We start from the raw sequence: 17,799 nt of genomic DNA on the forward strand, positions 1-17,799 counted from the left end.
GCGTATGCGATTAACATCCGCTGCAATTTGATCACTATTAAAATTGTTAATATGAAAAAGATAATTGCCGCTATTGACGGATTGAAGTTTTCCGACAGTGCGCTTCAATATGCTGTTCACCTGGCCCAGGAAACCAATGCGCATTTAGTAGGTGTGTTCCTCGACGATTTTACTTATCATAGTTATAAAATTTATGAACTGGTAAGTAATTCGGGTGGTGTGGATGAGGAAAAACACAAAAGGCTTGAAAGAGCAGACCAACATACCAGGGAAGAAGCGGTAGAACATTTTTTCAAAGCCTGCCGGGAAGCCGGTTTAAATTATTCTGTTCATCATGATAAAAGCATTGCCCTGCATGAATTATTGCATGAAAGCATTTATGCCGACCTGATGGTGATAGAGAATAAAGAAACGCTCACGCATTATGAGGAAACAATACCTACCCGGTTTATCAGGGACCTGTTAAGCGAGGTGCAGTGCCCGGTACTGGTAGTGCCCAGAAAGTATAAACCCCTCGATAAACTTATTTTATTGTACGATGGGCAGCCTTCGTCGGTACACGCTATCAGAACATTCAGTTATCTTTTCCCTGAATTAAAATACCTTGAAACGGAAGTCATTTCTGTAAGGGAATCCCGGAACAACCACCATGTACCTGATAACCACCTGATGAAAGAATTTATGAAACGGCATTTTCCGCAAGCTAATTATACAGTATTAAATGGTTATGCTGATATTAAAATACCCGAAAACCTTAAAGCGCAGAATGGTAATATCATGGTTGTGCTCGGCGCCTATGAAAGAAGCCGGGTTTCACGTTGGTTCAGGGAAAGTTTGGCCGATCTGTTAATGGAACAAATAGATGCACCATTATTTATTGCCCATAGTTAATAGGGGCAATCTGCAAAGTTTATCCCTCCCTGTAAATGCTGACCTGGACATCCGTATCGTAGTATTTTATTGAAATTTAAATTGAGTAAACTAAAAAATTGTCATTATGAAAAGTGATATTCAGATCCAGCAGGATGTAATGGATCAACTTAAATGGGAGCCTGATTTGAATGCTGCCGAAATAGGCGTTGGGGTTAGAAACGGGATTGTTACGCTTTCAGGAATTGTAGATACTTATTCAAAGAAGATCGCCGCGGAAGATGCCGCAAAAAAAATAGCCGGGGTTAGAGCTGTGGCCGAAGATATTCAGGTTGGTATGTCGCCCACTTATAGAAAAACGGATACTGAAATTGCTGATGCGGTCCTGTTCGCATTGAGATGGAATACCAGTATCCCCGATCAAAAAATTAAGGTAAAGGTCGAAGATGGTGTTGTTTCGCTGGAAGGCGAAATGGAATGGGACTATCAACGGAATGAAGCTAAACAGGCCGTTGAAAAGCTGGCTGGTGTTAGCAGGATAAATAATTATATTTCTGTAAGGCCTTCTGTAAAGCCGGTAAATGTAAAAGAGCAGATCACAGCCGCATTGATCAGGTCTGCCACCATTGACTCAGAAAAGATCGCTGTTGAAACAGATGGCGGCAAAGTTATTTTACGTGGCAAGGTTCGGTCAATAGCAGAAAGGGAAGATGCTGAAAATGCTGCCTGGGCAGCCCCGGGTGTAAACAGCGTTGAGAATGATCTTGTAGTAGAAGAAGAAGAGTTTGCCTTTTAGGATGCACAGTTCGAATGTTACGATACCGGTGATACGCTATGTATTTACCGGTATTGTTTTTTACTAAAAAGATTGTTTGATAATTTAGTAAAAAGTATATGGTCATTGAACATTTAAAAGTTAATGCAGATCAATGGCTTTCTTCGGGTATTTTCTGTAGCTTTTCAAATAAAAACGGCAAGGGGATGGCTTTTTTAATTTTTCTGTTCATGGCATTTGTAACGTTTACTGCCAGTGCTCAGGGTACTGATACCATTGTTATTGAGCATGTCAATGTGATCCCTATGACAGCAGAAACTGTGCTGAAAGACCAACGGGTTCTTATTGCGGGCGGTAAAATTATTAAGATTGAAGAGGCCTCCCAAAACAATATACACACAACAGGCCTCAGCATACCGGCCGCAGGTAAATATCTTATCCCCGGCTTATCTGAAATGCATTTCCATTTCAGGAGCAATGACATTGCCAGTGATATTAAACTGCTTCTTGCCAATGGTATTACCATCGTCAGGAACATGGCCGAATTCCCCGGTCAGCATCATATTGAGATCCGGCAGAAAACACAAAGCGGCGGGTTGCCGCACCTCAATTATTTCACAACCGGCCCATACCTTACTTCCAAAGACCTTGGTACTATTGAAAAGGTTGTTGAAGTGGTAAAAATGCATATAGAAGAGGGGTACGACTTCCTGAAGATCGCAGGTAATCTGCCTATGGAGATCTATCTGAAACTACTGGATGAATGTGAAAAGGACCATCTTCCGGTAATTGGTCATGCCCAAAGAGATCAACCGGTAGAATATTCTTTAAGAATGAGTTCGATTGAGCATATTGAGGAATTTTTATACCTGTCAGACAGTGCCCAGCATCCTTCTATTTTCAGGCAGCCGGATGCCAGAATAAAACAACTGGTACAACAAATTAAGGAAAGCGGTATTTATATCGGTACCACACTGGCCGTTTTTCAATTCATCAATAATTGCCTGAACGACACTGCATTCAGGGAATTGCAACAGCACCCGCTTGTAAAGTATCTGGCTAAAAAAGAAAGAGAAAATTTTTTGAGTGAAAAGAACGATTACCGGAAAATGAAAAACCGGGTGTTTGATGGGGTAAAAGCGCCGGAACTTTTCAACGACTATTTTATCTGGATGAAAAAATTTGCCCGGATGCTGAGCGATGCCGGCGTGCCATTGTTAAGTGGCAGTGATACGTATGGCATGGTCATTGTAGGGTTTTCGCTTCATAATGAGTTCAGCTTATTACAGGAGGCTGGCATCAGTCCTTATCGCATCTTATTGGCAAGCACCGTTACGCCTGCCCGGTACCTGGGGCGGTTTGCTTCTGAAGGAACTATCACCGTTGGAAAAAATGCCAATCTGGTATTGCTCGATAAAAACCCACTCGACGATATAAAGAATACCACCTCAATAGCCGGCGTTTTTCTTCGTGGCCAGTGGTTCAACCGCAAAAAGCTCGATCTCATGCTTTCGGAGGTTGAACAGGCTTTTAAATAATGATTACCTGTAATAAAGAGCCTGCCTGTCAATTCATCTACTTTTCCTGCTATCCCCTTTGTGACTTATCTCAGTCCCCCCTTTGACTCCTGTCATCTCTTATAAACAGGCACAGGGCTAATTTACAGCACCATTAACAAAACGGTTATAATATGTCTGCAATAACCCGCCACATTTGGAAAATGGGTGTAGGAGGCTTAATAATGAGCTTCTTAGGTTGTAACAACCCATCGGTGATCTTTCCTGAAAGAAAAGATATAATTGAAACCGTATATGCATCCGGTAAAATAATTTCTGAAAATGAATACAAACTGGCTTCGCTGAGCAACGGCACCATTATTAAAAAACTGGTGAAAGATGGAGATACGGTACAAAAAGGTCAGTTGCTGTATATTGTCAGTAATGAAGCGGCACAGGATAGATTTGATGCTGCATTGAAGAACTATCACACGGTGTCTAAAAACCTTTCAGGCCAGTCTCCCTTATTGAACGACCTGAAATTGTCATTACAGAACGCCGCCGTGAAATGCACCAATGATTCCCTAACTTATTTTCGTTATAAAACACTCTGGGCGCAGCAGATCGGCACCCAAAGCAACCTCGATAATGTGTACGCCAATTACCAGTTATCGGCAAACCAGAAAATGATTGCCGAGCAAAAATATTATGCGGCTATAAACGACCTGGAGGTTTCGCACAGCAATGCACGCAGCCAGTTAACCGCGGCCGGCAAAGACCTGCAGGAATATTTTATCAAAAGCGACCGCAATGGCGTCGTTTATCAAACTTATAAGGAAGCAGGAGAAACCGTGTATACAAATGAAATAGTGGCATTGGTAGGGGCGCCCGGCAATCAGGTGATAAGGCTGGCTGTTGACCAGCAGGACATTAATAAAGTTAAAACCGGGCAGCAGGTATTGCTGCAAACAGATGTTACCGGCAACACAACGTACGAAGCCGTTGTATCATACATCTATCCCGTAATGAATGAGCAGGACCAAACCTTCCGCGTTGATGCACTTTTCAGCAAAGGGGGCGCGCCCGCTTTCATTCACAGTTCCGTAGAAGCGAATATTATTATACAAAAGAAAAACAAAGCGCTTGTATTACCGCGTAATGCCCTGGCTGGTAACGACAGTGTTTGGGTCCAGGTTAAGAAGGGCTCTAAGAAAACGCCCATTCAAACCGGTATTACCACGCTTGATCATGTAGAAATTGTCGCCGGCCTCGATGAAAAGACGCCGGTGCTGCTTACCACACAAAATAATGAGCCATGATCCTTCCGGTGAACCTGAAAATTATGAAGATACACCTGCTGTCGCGCAAACGGCAAACCATTGTAGCTATGCTGGGTGTTACCTTTGGTATCGGCATGTTCATTCTCATGATGAGCTTCATGAAAGGCATGAACGATTTCTTCGAAGACATCATGCTGTCGGTTACGCCCGATATCCGTATTTACAATGATTATAAAACAGACTACTCCTCTTCAATAACCAAACAGTTCCTGGGGCAACAACAGAATAACTGGATCGTTGTTCGCCATCCCCGCCCCAAACAGATCAACCTGAACCTGAAAAACGCACCTGGTATCATTGAAGATCTCAAAAAACATAATGATGTGCAGGTGGTATCGCCATTGGTTTCGGCCCAGGTACTTTTTAATTATGGCCCGGTTCAACTGGCAACCATTCTTGATGGTGTCGACATCAGGGAAGAAGACCGGCTTTTCGGGCTCTCTGATAAAATGGCAAGCGGGCGGCCCGAAGCGCTGCTGACGGCAAACAACGGCATTTTACTGGGCTATAAGCTGGCCGGCAAACTAAATGTAACAACCGGCGATATGGTAACTGCTACAGCGCCTTCAGGAGCGCAGTTACGCTTCAGAGTAGTGGGAATGTTTAAATTCGGAATAGCCACAATGGACGAATACAAGGCATATGTAAGCATTACCAGTATGCAGCAGTTGTTGGGAAAAAGCCGGGACTATATTACCGACATTCGCCTGAAGCTGAAAGATATGGATGAGGCGGCCGCACTGGCGCCCGCTTTAGCCAAAAAATACGGGTACAAAGCCGAGGACTGGGAAACGGTAAATGCATCGGTGAAAGCAGGCAACCTCATCAGGGATACCTTTACTTATGTTTTAAGCTTTACCTTATTACTGATAGCAGGATTTGGCATTTACAATATCATGAATATGGTGATCATCGGCAAAATGAAGGACATTGCCATTCTGAAGGCGGAAGGGTTTGCCCGGAAAGATATTATACAGATCTTTTTGTCGCAATCGCTGGTCATTGGCCTTATAGGCGCCATGGCAGGGTTGTTACTTGGTTTCGTTCTGTCCTACGCGTTATCGAAGGTGCCCTGGCCTGAAGATGAATTCATTGTCATTAAACATTTTCCGGTGAATTTTGATACGCTTTACTATGTGGTAGGCATGATCTTCGGCCTGCTTACCACCGGACTGGCGGGTTTGTTGCCTGCGCTAAAAGCTTCCCGGGTTGATCCGGTAGCCATATTAAGAGGATAAAACAATTATATGCAACAGGAAGTGCTGAAAGCCGAAAAACTGAATAAATATTTTTATGAACCCGCTACCACACAGGTCTTATACGATATTTCCCTGTCGATAGGGGAAGGAGAATTTGTTTCCATCATGGGCAAATCGGGTTGCGGTAAATCCACTTTGTTATACCTGTTGTCAACGTTAGACACCAGCTATGAAGGAACCGTGGATATAACCGGCGTTCGGGTGACCGGATTGAATGAAAATGATTTGGCCGGATTCCGTAACGAACACATCGGTTTTGTATTCCAGTTCCATTATCTGCTTCCTGAATTCACCGTTCTTGAAAATGTTATGTTGCCTGCTTTGAAGCTCGGGAAACTAAACCGCGAGGCAATTGAACAACATGCAATGGACAGGCTCAGGCAAATGGATATGCATGAACATGCCAAAAAGTTATCGGGTAAGTTATCGGGCGGGCAACAACAAAGAGTGGCCATAGCCCGTGCATTGATCAATAATCCCCGGATCATTATGGCCGATGAGCCAACGGGCAATCTTGATTCGGCCAATACAGCCATCGTATTCAGCATTTTTAACCAACTGGTGCAGGAAGGGAATACTATAATTGCCGTTACACACGACCATGACTTCGCCCGCAAATCGACCCGCATTCTTCAAATGGCCGATGGAAGGCTTACTCTCTGATGAGAAAGTTCATACCCATCTCTGATTAAGGGCATCAGCTAAGGGAGATGTATGCGCTAATTTTGTATTTCAATTAAAGCATATAGATCTTTTAATGACAACCAAAATTATGCAAAAATGAAACAATTTTCCTTCCAACAGGTGAAACAGGCTGCCATCCTGGTGCCGCTTTTGCTGCCACTTTTGTTGAAAGCCCAATTCGATAGCTTAACCAACTTCAGATATTATGATAAACGTGGTGTCAACGTATTTGAATCGCCCAAACAGCCGGTAGAAGAATATAACGGGCTTAAAGTACGCGTGGGAGCAGGTTTTACGCAGGGGTTCCAGTCATTGTCACATGCTAATAGCGCCGATGGCAAAGCACCGGATAATCTTTATGCTCTTAGTCCGGGCTTTACCACTGCCATGGCTAACTTGAACATTGATGTGCAACTCGCAGCCGGCATCCGGCTCAATCTTACTTCCTATTTATCTACGCGTCACCACAACGAAACATGGGTAAAAGGCGGTTATTTGCAATTCGACAAACTTCCATTTAAAGGCGCGTTCTGGGACCGGTTGATGAAAACAGTGACCATTAAGGTAGGGCATATGGAGATTAACTATGGTGATGCACATTTCCGCCGTTCAGACGGAGGACAAACCCTATACAATCCTTTTGTTGAAAACTATATTCTTGACGCCTATTCTACAGAGATCGGTGGTGAAGTATATGCCCGCAAAAATGGTTTCTTTGTAATGGGAGGTATTTCAAATGGTATGATCAAAGGAAAAGTTGACTCATTAGTGGCAACCCCGGTTGATGGCAATATTCATAAATCCCCGGCCCTGTACGTGAAAGGCGGTATAGACAAGAGCGTAGATGATCTGTTTAGGATTAGATTGTCGGGTTCTTATTATCACGACGGCAGTTCGGGCGGCAATACATTGTTTAGCGGAGATCGTGCAGGTTCCAACTACTTTATGGTGATGGAAAAAGCCGGTCCGGGTGTTACGTATGCTTCCAATGCTTTCTCGGGCCGGTTAAATCCGGGTTTCAGTAAAAAGGTTGATGCTATTCAGTTGAACGGGTTCATTAAAATTATTGGATTTGAAATATTTGCCACTTATGAAACTGCCCGGGGGCGTACAGCGGAAGAGGAAGCCACCCGTCGTGTGGAGCAATTTGCGTTTGACGGGATCTACAGGTTTGGTTATAATGAAAATATCTTTATTGGCACGCGTTATAACATTGTTACTGTACGCCTGGCAGGGTATACCAATAATGTTACCATTGACCGTGCTGTTATGTCTGTTGGCTGGTTCCTTACCAGGAATATTTTACTGAAAGGGGAAATAGTTGATCAGCTTTACAAAGATTTTCCGGAGACTGACTATAGGAACGGTGGAAAATTCAATGGTTACGTAATTCAGGCTGTTGTTGGTTTTTGAACCTGCCCCGGATTATACCCCCATGAAACCGGTGCGGGCATCTCAGGAATGCTGGCAATCGGGGTGAACTTTTTTATCCGGGAACTACAATGTACCGGTGAATAGTATGTGATATTAATTTTGAGCGATCTCTTTTTCAATGCCTGGCTGGCTGATTGGTTTTTGTGCAGTTTCTTCCTTTTTATCCCTTCCCAGTAAAATATTCAGGGCTTCCCATTCGGGTATAATTTCACTTACGATCTTTAATATGCCTATGAATGGAATAAACAGGATCATGCCCGATACGCCCCATAAAAGCCCGCCGGCTACAATAGCCACCAGGGTGGCCCAGGTGCTTACTTTTAACTGGGTAGCTACTACTTTAGGAAAAATGAGGTTGGCTTCGAGATATTGTACAAAGGTAAAAACCCCAATTACTCCAATGGGGTACCAGATGCTTCCCTTGGTGATCCAGGCAACTGTAATGGGCAATAAGGCGCTTACGAATATGCCTATATAGGGGATGATGGTCATAATGGCTGTGAGCATACCAAAAAGTATGGCATGCGGAATGCCAAGGGCCATCAGTCCGATACTGTTCAGCACACCCACTATGATATATACGATCACCATGCCCTTGATAAAATTAAAATAGGTATGTGTGGTTTCTCTTAAGACCACCTGTAATTGTTTGCTATACCGGCTGCCGGTTAATTTGGCCAGGAATTGAACAAAAACTTCCCGGTTATATAAAAACAAGGCTGCATATACAGGTATAAGGAATAAGGTAAATAAACTGCCTGCAGTAGCTGTAATGGTAGATTGTAAAATACTGCTTGTGCTGTTGCCGATATTATGTACCTGCTGTTGCCACCATTCGTTCTGGGCAGCAAGGGAGATGTTAAAGGCTGATGCGATCCATTGTTGCAACTCGTTTATGGAGGGTTTTATTTTCTCAAGCAGTTGCGGCATGTCCTGCCGCAGTACATTGATCTGAATAAATAACAGACTTATCAGAATGCTAAAAAGAATAGCCACGATGAGTAAGCCTGCGCTTATGGCCAGGCTGCGCGGCCACCGGTGTTGTTCAAGCCACTTGCATACAGGATATAAGACAAGGGAAATGAACAGGCTATAAGCGATCGGCACAAACAGCGGCCTGCCAAAATACAGGATCACCGCAGTGAATACAATGACCTGCAGGTATTTTATTATCTGTTTGTTGTTGTATGTATTGTTGATCATAATTAAAGCTACCCGTATTAAAAGGTTAAGTACAAGACGGTTGTCATTAGGTACGGTGAGTTTTATCAGCTTCTTATGATAATTTTTACAACTTGATCACTATCATTCCCCGCTATGACCGCCTTCATATGGAGGTAATAGTAACTGGTGGAACTTTAACATAACTAAAATGATATGGAACTACCAGTTAAAACAAGCGAGTTTTTGAAGCAAACAGGTGAGGCTTCAGCCTTTGCCGGCCGTTTCTTTAAAGAGGCGTTCAGGCCCCGGTATGAGATAGCGGAATTTACCCGGCAATGTTTTGTAATCGGGTATAAATCATTTCCATTGATCGGCTTAACCGGTTTTATCATGGGATTGGTGTTAACCATTCAGTTGCGGCCATCCCTTATAGAGTATGGGGTAGAATCGCAGTTGCCGGCCATGGTGGGAATAGCTATAGTACGCGAAATAGGCCCCGTGATCACCGCCCTGATCTTTGCCGGAAAAATAGGCAGTAGCATTGGGGCAGAGCTGGGTTCCATGAAAGTGACAGAGCAAATAGATGCCATGGAAGTTTCGGGCACCAACCCTTTCAAATACCTGGTAGTAACGCGGGTGCTGGCGGCTACCCTTATGTTGCCGGTTTTGGTAATGTTGGGGGATGCTATTTCTTTATTTGGTTCCTATTTGGGCGTGAACATCCGCGGTGTAACCAGCTTTAACCTGTTTTACACCCAGGTATTCGACGTGCTGGCATTTGGCGATGTATTGCCTGCATTTATTAAATCATTCTTTTTTGGCTTTGCAGTGGGTATTATCGGTTGCTACAAAGGATATTATTCAGCAAAAGGAACAGAAGGAGTGGGGCAGTCGGCCAACTCTGCAGTGGTGGTTTCTTCTATTGTCATATTTATCATTGATCTGGTGGTTGTGCAAATAACAGATCTGTTAAACCTGAACTGATCCATAACTATGAGAGAGCAAACATTGATACAGGCAGAAAAAGAAAAAGAGACCGGCAGGGATGTGATGGTAGTGAAACATTTGTTTAAATCATTTGGCAGCAATAAAGTATTAAATGATTTTAACCTCACACTCGGTAATGGCGAGAACCTGGTAGTACTGGGTAAATCAGGTTCGGGGAAATCGGTTTTAATAAAATGTATCATTGGTTTGCTAACGCCCGAGAGCGGTATCATAGAAGTGCTCGGGCAGCAAATTACCGACCTTGACCATGATGAGTTGGATAAGGTGCGCGCTAAAATTGGGTTCCTTTTTCAAAGCAATGCATTGTATGACTCAATGACCGTTCGGCAAAACCTGGAATTCCCCCTGCGCCGCCACTGGATGCAGGTAACCCAGCAGGAAGTAGATCAGCTGGTGCAGGAAGCGCTGGAGGATGTTGGGCTGGCCCATACAATTAATATGATGCCGGCTGAATTATCGGGTGGCATGCGTAAACGTATTGCCCTCGCCCGCACCCTGATCCTTAAGCCGGAGATCATTTTATATGATGAACCTACAACGGGCCTTGATCCCATCACCGGAAAGGAGATCATACAATTGATCATGACCATACAGAAAAAATACCGGTCGTCTTCTGTTATCATTTCGCACGACATGAACTGTGTACGCCTGGCTGCCGACAGAATAGTAGTATTGATCGATGGCCGTTGTTATGCACAGGGTACCTATGATGAATTGAAACGGAATGGTGATCCTGTAATACATCAATTTTTTGAATAAACTATTTTATGGCAAAGAAAACAGTCAATACAATAAAATTAGGGGTGTTTGTACTGTCGGGATTGCTTTTTCTTATAGTAATGCTTTATATGATCGGCAAGAACCGGAATTTGTTTGGCCCGGCATTCGTACTAAAGGCGCAATTCGAAAATGTACAGGGCCTTGTTCCTGGTAATAACGTCCGGTTCTCAGGGATCCAGGTTGGAACGGTGAAAAGGATAAATATTATAAATGACACGCTCATTGAAGTCGTTATGCTGGTTGATGATAAAATGCAGCAGATCATGCGGAATAATGCCATTGTTGCTATCGGTTCCGAGGGGTTAATGGGGAATAAAGTGGTCAATATTTCGCCGGCCCGGTCGCCGGCGCCTTTTGTTACAAAAGGAGAATTGTTGAGCAGCAGAAAGGTCCTTAATACGGATGATATGTTGCAAACCCTGTCCAAAACCAACCAGGATATAGCAGTTGTTGCTGCCCAGTTAAAAATAGCGGTGCAACGGGTCAATAACAGTGCCGCTTTGTGGGCGATCCTTAATGATGAAACCCTGCCTCAAAATTTACGTTCCGCGGCTGCCAATGTGCAGCAGGCCACCGCCCGGGCTGCTATAGTGGCCAGTGATCTGCAATCAATAATCGGTTCGGTAAAAAATGGGAAAGGCTCCCTGGGAGCCGTACTAACCGATACCTCTTTTGCGGTTTCCCTGCATGATGCCATTGAAAAAATAAAAGGGGTGGGCGACAAAGCCGATGAACTGGCCGTTTCGCTTAATTCGGTCATCACAGGTGTAAAGCAGGATTATAATACAGGCAGGGGCCCGGTTAATGCCCTGTTCAAAGATTCTTCGATGGTAGTCAGCATCAGTAAGAGCCTTGATAATATACAAAAAGGAACGGATGCGTTCAATCAGAACATGGAAGCCTTAAAACATAATTTCCTTTTCCGGGGTTATTTCAGGAAACTGGAAAAGCAGAAAAGTAAAGAGAACCGGCAGGGCTTTGCGGCACAGTAGCAGTACTTGACTATTATCAGTTCGGGTTATAGCCGGCGTCATGGGTTCTGCCATTATATATAAATAGCTTTACTAAAACACAGATTATGAAAAAGGTTTTAGTTGCTATTGATCCCAAACAGGTAAATACCAATGTATTTGATTTTGCCTGTTTTATAGCCAAACTTACTCATTCAAAGCTTACAGGCATTTTCCTGAAAAAAAATGCTGAAGCCGCAGTACTTACAGAGGAATCATTACGCATACCACATGACGAGTTGGTTGAAGCCGATCCGCTAACGGGCGTGGGAGATAATATTCGCCTTTTTAAAACAATTTGTGAAAACAGGGGAACAAACTGTTCTGTTCACCTCGACCAGGGTGTTCCTGTTGCCGATATTATTAAAGAAAGCCGGTTTGCCGACCTGCTTATTGTTGATCCTGAAATATCGTTCACTGAAAAGAAAGAGGCTGTGCCAACCAGTTTTATAAAAGAGGTACTGGCAAAAAGTGAATGTCCGGTATTGATCGCCCCATTTAGCTTCTCTGGAATTGATGAGATCTTATTTGCTTATGATGGCAGTCCGTCTTCTGTTTTTGCTATAAAACAATTTGCCTATCTGTTCCCTGAATTTGCCGATAAAAAAGTTACTATTCTGCAGGTAAATGAATGGGATGATGAATCAATTATCGAAAAAGACAGGATAGGAGAGTTACTGCAATTACAATATTCCGCTATCGGATTTCAACAGCTGCATGGCATTGCAAGTAACGAACTGTACAAATATCTGCTTGGCAAGAAAAATATTTTTGTGGTAATGGGCGCTTTTGGCAGAAGCATGCTTTCGGGTTTTTTAAGGCATAGCACTGCTGAACTGGTTGTGAAGGCCATTAATCTTCCTGTATTTATTGCTCATCATAAATAGTTTAATTATGAAAAAAATAATAGCTGTATTCGATGGTTTGAAGTATTCCGAAAGCACAGCCAATTATGCTGTTTATATAGCAAAACGAACCGGTTCACACCTGGTGGGCGTTTTTTTGGATGATTTTACTTATCATAGTTATAAGGTATATGAACTGGTAAGTGAACGAGGTTTTATAAACGAGGATAAAATGGCGAGGTTGGATAAACAGGATGAAGAAATGCGTGAAGAAGCAGCCGGTAAATTTAGCACACTCTGCCAGGCAGCCGCATTAAACTATACGGTACATCACGACCGGAATATTGCCATCCATGAACTGCTGCACGAAAGCATCTATGCCGATCTGCTGATAATTGAGAACAAAGAAACTTTTACGCATTACGAAGAAAAAGTGCCCACCCGTTTTGTTCGCGATCTGTTGAGTGAAGTGCAATGCCCGGTGCTGGTGGTGCCAAAAAGGTTTAATCATTTCGATAAGGCCGTTTTATTATATGACGGTGAACCGGCTTCGGTATATGCCATTAAAACATTCAGCTATGTTTTTTCGGGGATTGATGACCTGAAGGTAGAAGTAGTTTCAGTTAAAAATACGAAGGAATCAATGCATGTGCCCGATAACCGGCTGATCAAAGAATTCATGAAACGGCACTTTCCCGAGGCAGCATTCACTGTATTAAGGGGTGATGCAGTAACTGAGATCCTTGACCAGTTAAAAGGCAAAGGAGAGAATATGCTGCTTGTGCTGGGCGCCTATAACAGGGGGATGGTTTCACGCTGGTTCAGGCCCAGTATGGCCGATATACTAATGGAAGAATTAAATAAACCATTGTTCATAGCGCATCATACATAAACTCACCTTTAAAAGACATGGTTATGAAATTATTGCTTGGCCTTATGTTTATGCTCTTGGGCGTATCGCGCTTTTATGCAATTCCGGTTAAAGATAATTATATGTCAACTTACCAGGACTCTGCCAAAACCTTTATACCTGAAAAAACCTCATTGAGTTCTTTTAACGTATTAACAGTCGCCGATACCGCTTTTAAAGTTGAAGATATTGGCCGGTTATTAGGTAAAGGGTATGGAGAGCTGTTTACATACATAGACAAACATAAATTGAAAGCAGGAAAAGTGATGGCGTTTTATAATACCCCGCAATTGCCCTTTGTATTTGACGCAGCTGTTGAAGTGAACAGGTTGCCGGTTGGGCTCACAGGTAAAATCAAGGGAAAGAAGATCAAAGGCGGGGATGCTGTTGTAGTGCATTACCAGGGGCCCTATGATCAAATCGGCGCCGCTTATGCTGCGATCACAAAATGGCTGAAAGAGAATAATAAAAAAGGGGTGGCGCAGCCATTTGAGGTTTATTTGAATGACCCGGTGACCGTAAAAGATCCGCAACAACTCCGTACAGATGTGTATCAGCGAATACAATAAAAGTAATATATGAAACAAATTCTGTTGCTTGTGTTAATGCTGGGAATGGTTTGCTCGGTGCAGGCCATACGCATTCAATCGGGTAAAAACCTGGTTATTGACAAACCGGTTTATGAAGATGTGTATATCACCGGTGGTGAAATAATGATCAATGCGCCCATTTACGGCGATCTCATCATTGCCGGCGGAACCGTTACCATTAACGACACTGTGGCCAATGATATACTTGCTGCCGGTGGAACCATTACTTTCAATGGTTATGTTGGTGACGATATCAGGTGTGCCGGTGGTAAGCTGAATATATTGAAAAATGTTTCAGGAGATGTGGTTGTTACAGGCGGTAAAATTGTTATCAGTAAAGATGCTGTTGTTGGTAACCTGATTGCCGCAGGGGGCGAAATAACCATCGATGGCCTGGTGGCCGGTACCGTAAAAACCGCATCAGGTAAATTATATTTAAATGGCAGTGTGATGAAAGACGCTGATTGCAGGGGAGAGGATATTACAATAAATGGCAGGGTTCGGGGCCGGTCGGTTTTAGTAGCGGGCGACAGGCTTACCATAGGCCGTGCTGCTTCGTTTAATAATGAAGTGCGCTATTGGTCGCCTGCAGATAATGTTGCATTCAATAATTCCCTTAAAAATGGCCAGGCCATTTATGATGATTCGCTGAAAATAAAAAGAGACCAATGGTATTTTCTTGGCTTTTCTTCTGCATTGGGATTGATATGGTATACCGGAATGGTGTTTGTGATGATCATGATCATCCAGTACCTGTTCAGCGACATTATGAAAAAGGCAGGCCAAACTGCTTACGATAAAGCGCTGCGTTCCCTCGGGTTTGGATTTTTATTCTGGATTGGTGTGCCGGTGGCGGCAGTGATAGCCTGTGTAACTATTGTTGGTGTTCCGGTAGGCCTAATCTTATTATTCAGTTATATTATACTCGCCGTGTTTGCCGGTACCATAACCTCCGTGGTGGCAGCTAACTGGTTAAACAACCGGTCTCTCGCAAAATGGTCATACTGGCGAATGGTATTCATTGCATTGGGAATATTTGTTGTATTTAAAATTCTGTCATTGACACCTTTCCTTGGTATGTTCATTTTTGCATTGCTTGCCTGCATTGCATTCGGCTCAATTTTGCTGAATGTGCACTGGCGAAGAAGCCGGCAGGCGCTCCCGGCATAAAAACCTGTATAGTTAGTTAACCTTCTTCAAAATATTACATATGGAATCCCTGATAATGAAATTTGATGACATCAGCATTAATGATGTGGCCCGGGTTGGGGGTAAAAATGCTTCCCTTGGTGAAATGTTCAACCGGCTTTCGGGGCAGGGAGTGCCGGTTCCCAACGGTTTTGCCATCACGGCCGATGCATTCTGGCTTTTTATTGATAAGAATTTCCTGCGCGGCAAGTTAAAAGAGCTGCTGATGAATTTAGATACAAATGAATATTCAAACCTGGCCTATATAGCTAAACAGGCCCGGTCGCTGATGCTGAACGCTACCATGCCCGATGTGTTGAAAAAAGATATAATAAACGCGTATAAGGAACTTTGTGGCGATACTTATTTTGAAGTAGCTGTAAGAAGCAGCGCCACGGCCGAAGACCTGCCCCAGGCCAGTTTTGCCGGTCAGCATGAATCTTATTTAAATGTTTCGGGTGAAGCGGAATTGCTCTCGGCCGTTCAAAAATGTTTCGCCTCTTTATATACCGACAGGGCTATTAAGTACCGGAATGACAATCAATTCGAACATGCCAAAGTAGCATTATCGGTAGGGGTGCAAAAGATGGTCCGGTCCGATAAGGCCTGCGCCGGCGTAGGGTTTACGCTTGAACCGGAATCGGGTTTCAGGGATGTTATTCATTTAAGCGGTGTATGGGGCCTGGGTGAAAATATAGTCCAGGGCACTGTTACACCCGATGAGTTCTTTGTTTTTAAACCTTCGTTGAAGCAGGGTAAAAAAGCGATCGTTCAAAAAGTGCTGGGTGAAAAAACAAAGACCATGGTCTATGGGCTGAATTCGATGAATTTCCATGCAACTATTAATACAGAAACACCTGCCGCTAAAAGAGAACAATTCGTTTTAAGCGATGACGAGGTGATGCTGCTAGCAAAATGGGCCATGGTCATTGAGGAACATTACCAGAAACCAATGGATATAGAATGGGCGAAGGACGGCATTACGAACGAATTGTTCATCGTTCAGGCGCGGCCCGAAACGGTGCATGCGCAAAAAGATCCTTACCTGGTTAAAGAATACCGGTTACAAAATAAAGGCACCTTACTGGCCGAAGGAGAAGCTATAGGTTCAAAAATAGCTATTGGTAAAGCCAGGGTATTACAATCGCCCGGTGATGCCGATGCGCTGCAACCCGGTGAAATTGTGGTTACAGAAATAACCAGTCCCGACTGGGACCCTATTCTAAAAAAAGCGGCCGCTATTATCACCGACAAGGGTGGCCGAACCAGTCATGCTTCCATTGTAGCCCGTGAACTGGGCGTGCCGGCGGTAGTGGGTACTTCCAATGCCACTAAAAATATTCACGATGGCGAAATAATTACGGTTTCATGCTGTGAGGGCAAAACCGGGTTTGTGTACAGGGGAAAATTAAATTACAAAGAAATAGAACATGACTTCAGCAACCTCAAAATGCCTGAAGCAACGCAACCCATGTTGATAGTAGGAGATCCTGAAAATGCATTCCGGTTATCTTTTTATCCCAATAGTGGCGTTGGCTTAATGCGCATCGAGTTTATTATAACGCATTTTGTGCAGGTGCATCCCATGGCATTGGTGAAATTTAACGAGCTCACCAATACGGCCACCAAAGAAAAAATTGAAAAGCTTACCCATCATTATCCCAACAAGGAAGCCTATTTTGTTGATAAACTCGCCCAGGGCATTGCTACCATTGCGGCGGCTTTTTACCCTAAAGACGTAATTGTGCGCATGAGCGATTTTAAGACCAACGAATATGCCAACCTGGTTGGCGGTGCAATGTTTGAACCAAAAGAAGAAAATCCCATGCTGGGTTTCAGAGGGGCTTCCAGGTATTATAACGACCGGTACCGGGAAGGCTTCCGGCTCGAATGCGAAGCCATTAAGACCGTACGTACTGTAATGGGGCTTACCAATGTAAAAGTAATGATCCCATTCTGCAGAACCGTGGAAGAAGGCAAGCAAGTGGTTGAGGTAATGAAGGCCAACGGGTTGAACCGCGAAATGGACCCCTCACTCGAAATATATGTAATGGCCGAGATCCCCAGTAATGTGCTGCTGGCAGAACAATTTGCTGCCATCTTCGACGGGTTTTCAATTGGCTCAAACGACCTTACCCAGCTTACGCTGGGGATAGACCGTGATTCAGCAATTGTAAGCGGGTTGTTCAGCGAGCAAAATGAAGCGGCAAAGTGGATGATCTCCACTGTCATACAGAAAGCCAAAGCTGCCGGAAGAAAAATAGGGCTATGCGGCCAGGCGCCCAGCGATTTCCCTGAATTTGCCCAATTCCTGGTACAACAGGGGATTGATAGTATCTCATTTAACCCCGATGCGTTGCTGAAAGGGATTGAAAACATAATAACAGCCGAAGGGAAAGAGCGGGTAAAAGAGCGTTGAAGTAAAGAGCAGGCTTGTCATGTACGG

16 protein-coding genes are annotated in these 17,799 nt (G+C 43.7%); 15 read left to right on the forward strand and 1 reads right to left on the reverse strand.

Translation table 11 applies throughout. The annotated features are described in order from the left end of the window. Positions 1 to 51 precede the first annotated feature (51 nt). The 7 genes from A3860_RS14425 to A3860_RS14455 all read left to right on the forward strand — a co-directional run bounded on the left by A3860_RS14425 (position 52) and on the right by A3860_RS14455 (position 7,837). On the forward strand, positions 52 to 891 hold the full coding sequence (locus A3860_RS14425; RefSeq protein WP_081147420.1) for a universal stress protein: 840 nt from the start codon (positions 52 to 54) through the stop codon (positions 889 to 891). Positions 892 to 997: 106 nt separating this feature from the next. After that, a complete protein-coding gene (locus tag A3860_RS14430) occupies positions 998 to 1,666 on the forward strand; it encodes a BON domain-containing protein (protein ID WP_081147421.1) in 669 nt (222 codons plus the stop codon). A gap of 185 nt (positions 1,667 to 1,851) precedes the next feature. Then, complete coding sequence (locus A3860_RS14435; RefSeq protein WP_158085254.1) at positions 1,852 to 3,183, forward strand: amidohydrolase family protein; 1,332 nt, start codon at positions 1,852 to 1,854, stop codon at positions 3,181 to 3,183. Between the two features lie 152 nt (positions 3,184 to 3,335). Further along, positions 3,336 to 4,460, forward strand: coding sequence for an efflux RND transporter periplasmic adaptor subunit (locus A3860_RS14440; RefSeq protein ID WP_081147423.1), 1,125 nt, complete (start codon positions 3,336 to 3,338; stop codon positions 4,458 to 4,460). Continuing rightward, positions 4,457 to 5,719: an ABC transporter permease gene (locus A3860_RS14445; RefSeq protein WP_081147424.1), complete on the forward strand. Its 1,263-nt coding sequence runs from the start codon at positions 4,457 to 4,459 to the stop codon at positions 5,717 to 5,719. The genes A3860_RS14440 and A3860_RS14445 overlap by 4 nt, the downstream gene beginning before the upstream one ends. A 9-nt stretch (positions 5,720 to 5,728) precedes the next feature. Beyond that, the gene (locus A3860_RS14450; RefSeq protein ID WP_081147425.1) at positions 5,729 to 6,403 is read left to right on the forward strand and encodes an ABC transporter ATP-binding protein; all 675 of its coding nucleotides are present in this window, start codon (positions 5,729 to 5,731) and stop codon (positions 6,401 to 6,403) included. Between the two features lie 117 nt (positions 6,404 to 6,520). After that, on the forward strand, positions 6,521 to 7,837 hold the full coding sequence (locus A3860_RS14455; RefSeq protein ID WP_081147426.1) for a hypothetical protein: 1,317 nt from the start codon (positions 6,521 to 6,523) through the stop codon (positions 7,835 to 7,837). A 114-nt stretch (positions 7,838 to 7,951) separates the two neighbouring features. Here A3860_RS14455 and A3860_RS14460 read toward each other — a convergent pair whose 3' ends face one another. Beyond that, on the reverse strand, positions 7,952 to 9,061 hold the full coding sequence (locus A3860_RS14460) for an AI-2E family transporter (protein ID WP_081147427.1): 1,110 nt from the start codon (positions 9,059 to 9,061) through the stop codon (positions 7,952 to 7,954). A gap of 174 nt (positions 9,062 to 9,235) precedes the next feature. Between A3860_RS14460 and A3860_RS14465 the strand changes: the two genes are divergently transcribed. The 8 genes from A3860_RS14465 (at position 9,236) to ppsA (ending at position 17,772) form a co-directional block, all read left to right on the forward strand. Further along, complete coding sequence (locus tag A3860_RS14465; RefSeq protein WP_081147428.1) at positions 9,236 to 10,006, forward strand: MlaE family ABC transporter permease; 771 nt, start codon at positions 9,236 to 9,238, stop codon at positions 10,004 to 10,006. A 9-nt stretch (positions 10,007 to 10,015) separates the two neighbouring features. Continuing rightward, entirely contained in the window at positions 10,016 to 10,789 is a 774-nt protein-coding gene (locus tag A3860_RS14470; RefSeq protein ID WP_081147429.1) for an ABC transporter ATP-binding protein, read from the forward strand. A gap of 8 nt (positions 10,790 to 10,797) precedes the next feature. After that, a complete protein-coding gene (locus tag A3860_RS14475) occupies positions 10,798 to 11,802 on the forward strand; it encodes an MlaD family protein (RefSeq protein ID WP_081147430.1) in 1,005 nt (334 codons plus the stop codon). Between the two features lie 86 nt (positions 11,803 to 11,888). Further along, positions 11,889 to 12,707 carry a universal stress protein gene (locus A3860_RS14480; RefSeq protein ID WP_081147431.1) on the forward strand — a complete coding sequence of 273 codons (819 nt, stop codon included), beginning with the start codon at positions 11,889 to 11,891 and terminating at the stop codon, positions 12,705 to 12,707. A 7-nt stretch (positions 12,708 to 12,714) separates the two neighbouring features. After that, positions 12,715 to 13,557, forward strand: a complete 843-nt coding sequence (locus tag A3860_RS14485) for a universal stress protein (protein ID WP_081147432.1) — start codon at positions 12,715 to 12,717, stop codon at positions 13,555 to 13,557. Positions 13,558 to 13,580: 23 nt separating this feature from the next. Next, the gene (locus tag A3860_RS14490) at positions 13,581 to 14,144 is read left to right on the forward strand and encodes a GyrI-like domain-containing protein (RefSeq protein WP_158085255.1); all 564 of its coding nucleotides are present in this window, start codon (positions 13,581 to 13,583) and stop codon (positions 14,142 to 14,144) included. A 9-nt stretch (positions 14,145 to 14,153) separates the two neighbouring features. Then, positions 14,154 to 15,335, forward strand: coding sequence for a bactofilin family protein (locus A3860_RS14495; protein ID WP_081147434.1), 1,182 nt, complete (start codon positions 14,154 to 14,156; stop codon positions 15,333 to 15,335). Positions 15,336 to 15,375: 40 nt separating this feature from the next. Further along, the gene (gene ppsA / locus A3860_RS14500) at positions 15,376 to 17,772 is read left to right on the forward strand and encodes a phosphoenolpyruvate synthase (protein WP_081147435.1); all 2,397 of its coding nucleotides are present in this window, start codon (positions 15,376 to 15,378) and stop codon (positions 17,770 to 17,772) included. Positions 17,773 to 17,799: the final 27 nt, after the last annotated feature.

This window comes from Niastella vici (assembly GCF_002077945.1).
GTDB lineage: Bacteria > Bacteroidota > Bacteroidia > Chitinophagales > Chitinophagaceae > Niastella > Niastella vici.

Bases quoted from the DNA above. Each gene is read 5' to 3' on its own strand.
- A3860_RS14425 (WP_081147420.1), top strand. From the start codon at position 52: ATGAAAAAGATAATTGCCGCTATTGACGGATTGAAGTTTTCCGACAGT.
- A3860_RS14430 (WP_081147421.1), top strand. From the start codon at position 998: ATGAAAAGTGATATTCAGATCCAGCAGGATGTAATGGATCAACTTAAA.
- A3860_RS14435 (WP_158085254.1), top strand. From the start codon at position 1,852: ATGGCTTTTTTAATTTTTCTGTTCATGGCATTTGTAACGTTTACTGCC.
- A3860_RS14440 (WP_081147423.1), top strand. From the start codon at position 3,336: ATGTCTGCAATAACCCGCCACATTTGGAAAATGGGTGTAGGAGGCTTA.
- A3860_RS14445 (WP_081147424.1), top strand. From the start codon at position 4,457: ATGATCCTTCCGGTGAACCTGAAAATTATGAAGATACACCTGCTGTCG.
- A3860_RS14450 (WP_081147425.1), top strand. From the start codon at position 5,729: ATGCAACAGGAAGTGCTGAAAGCCGAAAAACTGAATAAATATTTTTAT.
- A3860_RS14455 (WP_081147426.1), top strand. From the start codon at position 6,521: ATGAAACAATTTTCCTTCCAACAGGTGAAACAGGCTGCCATCCTGGTG.
- A3860_RS14460 (WP_081147427.1), bottom strand. From the start codon at position 9,061: ATGATCAACAATACATACAACAACAAACAGATAATAAAATACCTGCAG.
- A3860_RS14465 (WP_081147428.1), top strand. From the start codon at position 9,236: ATGGAACTACCAGTTAAAACAAGCGAGTTTTTGAAGCAAACAGGTGAG.
- A3860_RS14470 (WP_081147429.1), top strand. From the start codon at position 10,016: ATGAGAGAGCAAACATTGATACAGGCAGAAAAAGAAAAAGAGACCGGC.
- A3860_RS14475 (WP_081147430.1), top strand. From the start codon at position 10,798: ATGGCAAAGAAAACAGTCAATACAATAAAATTAGGGGTGTTTGTACTG.
- A3860_RS14480 (WP_081147431.1), top strand. From the start codon at position 11,889: ATGAAAAAGGTTTTAGTTGCTATTGATCCCAAACAGGTAAATACCAAT.
- A3860_RS14485 (WP_081147432.1), top strand. From the start codon at position 12,715: ATGAAAAAAATAATAGCTGTATTCGATGGTTTGAAGTATTCCGAAAGC.
- A3860_RS14490 (WP_158085255.1), top strand. From the start codon at position 13,581: ATGAAATTATTGCTTGGCCTTATGTTTATGCTCTTGGGCGTATCGCGC.
- A3860_RS14495 (WP_081147434.1), top strand. From the start codon at position 14,154: ATGAAACAAATTCTGTTGCTTGTGTTAATGCTGGGAATGGTTTGCTCG.
- ppsA (WP_081147435.1), top strand. From the start codon at position 15,376: ATGGAATCCCTGATAATGAAATTTGATGACATCAGCATTAATGATGTG.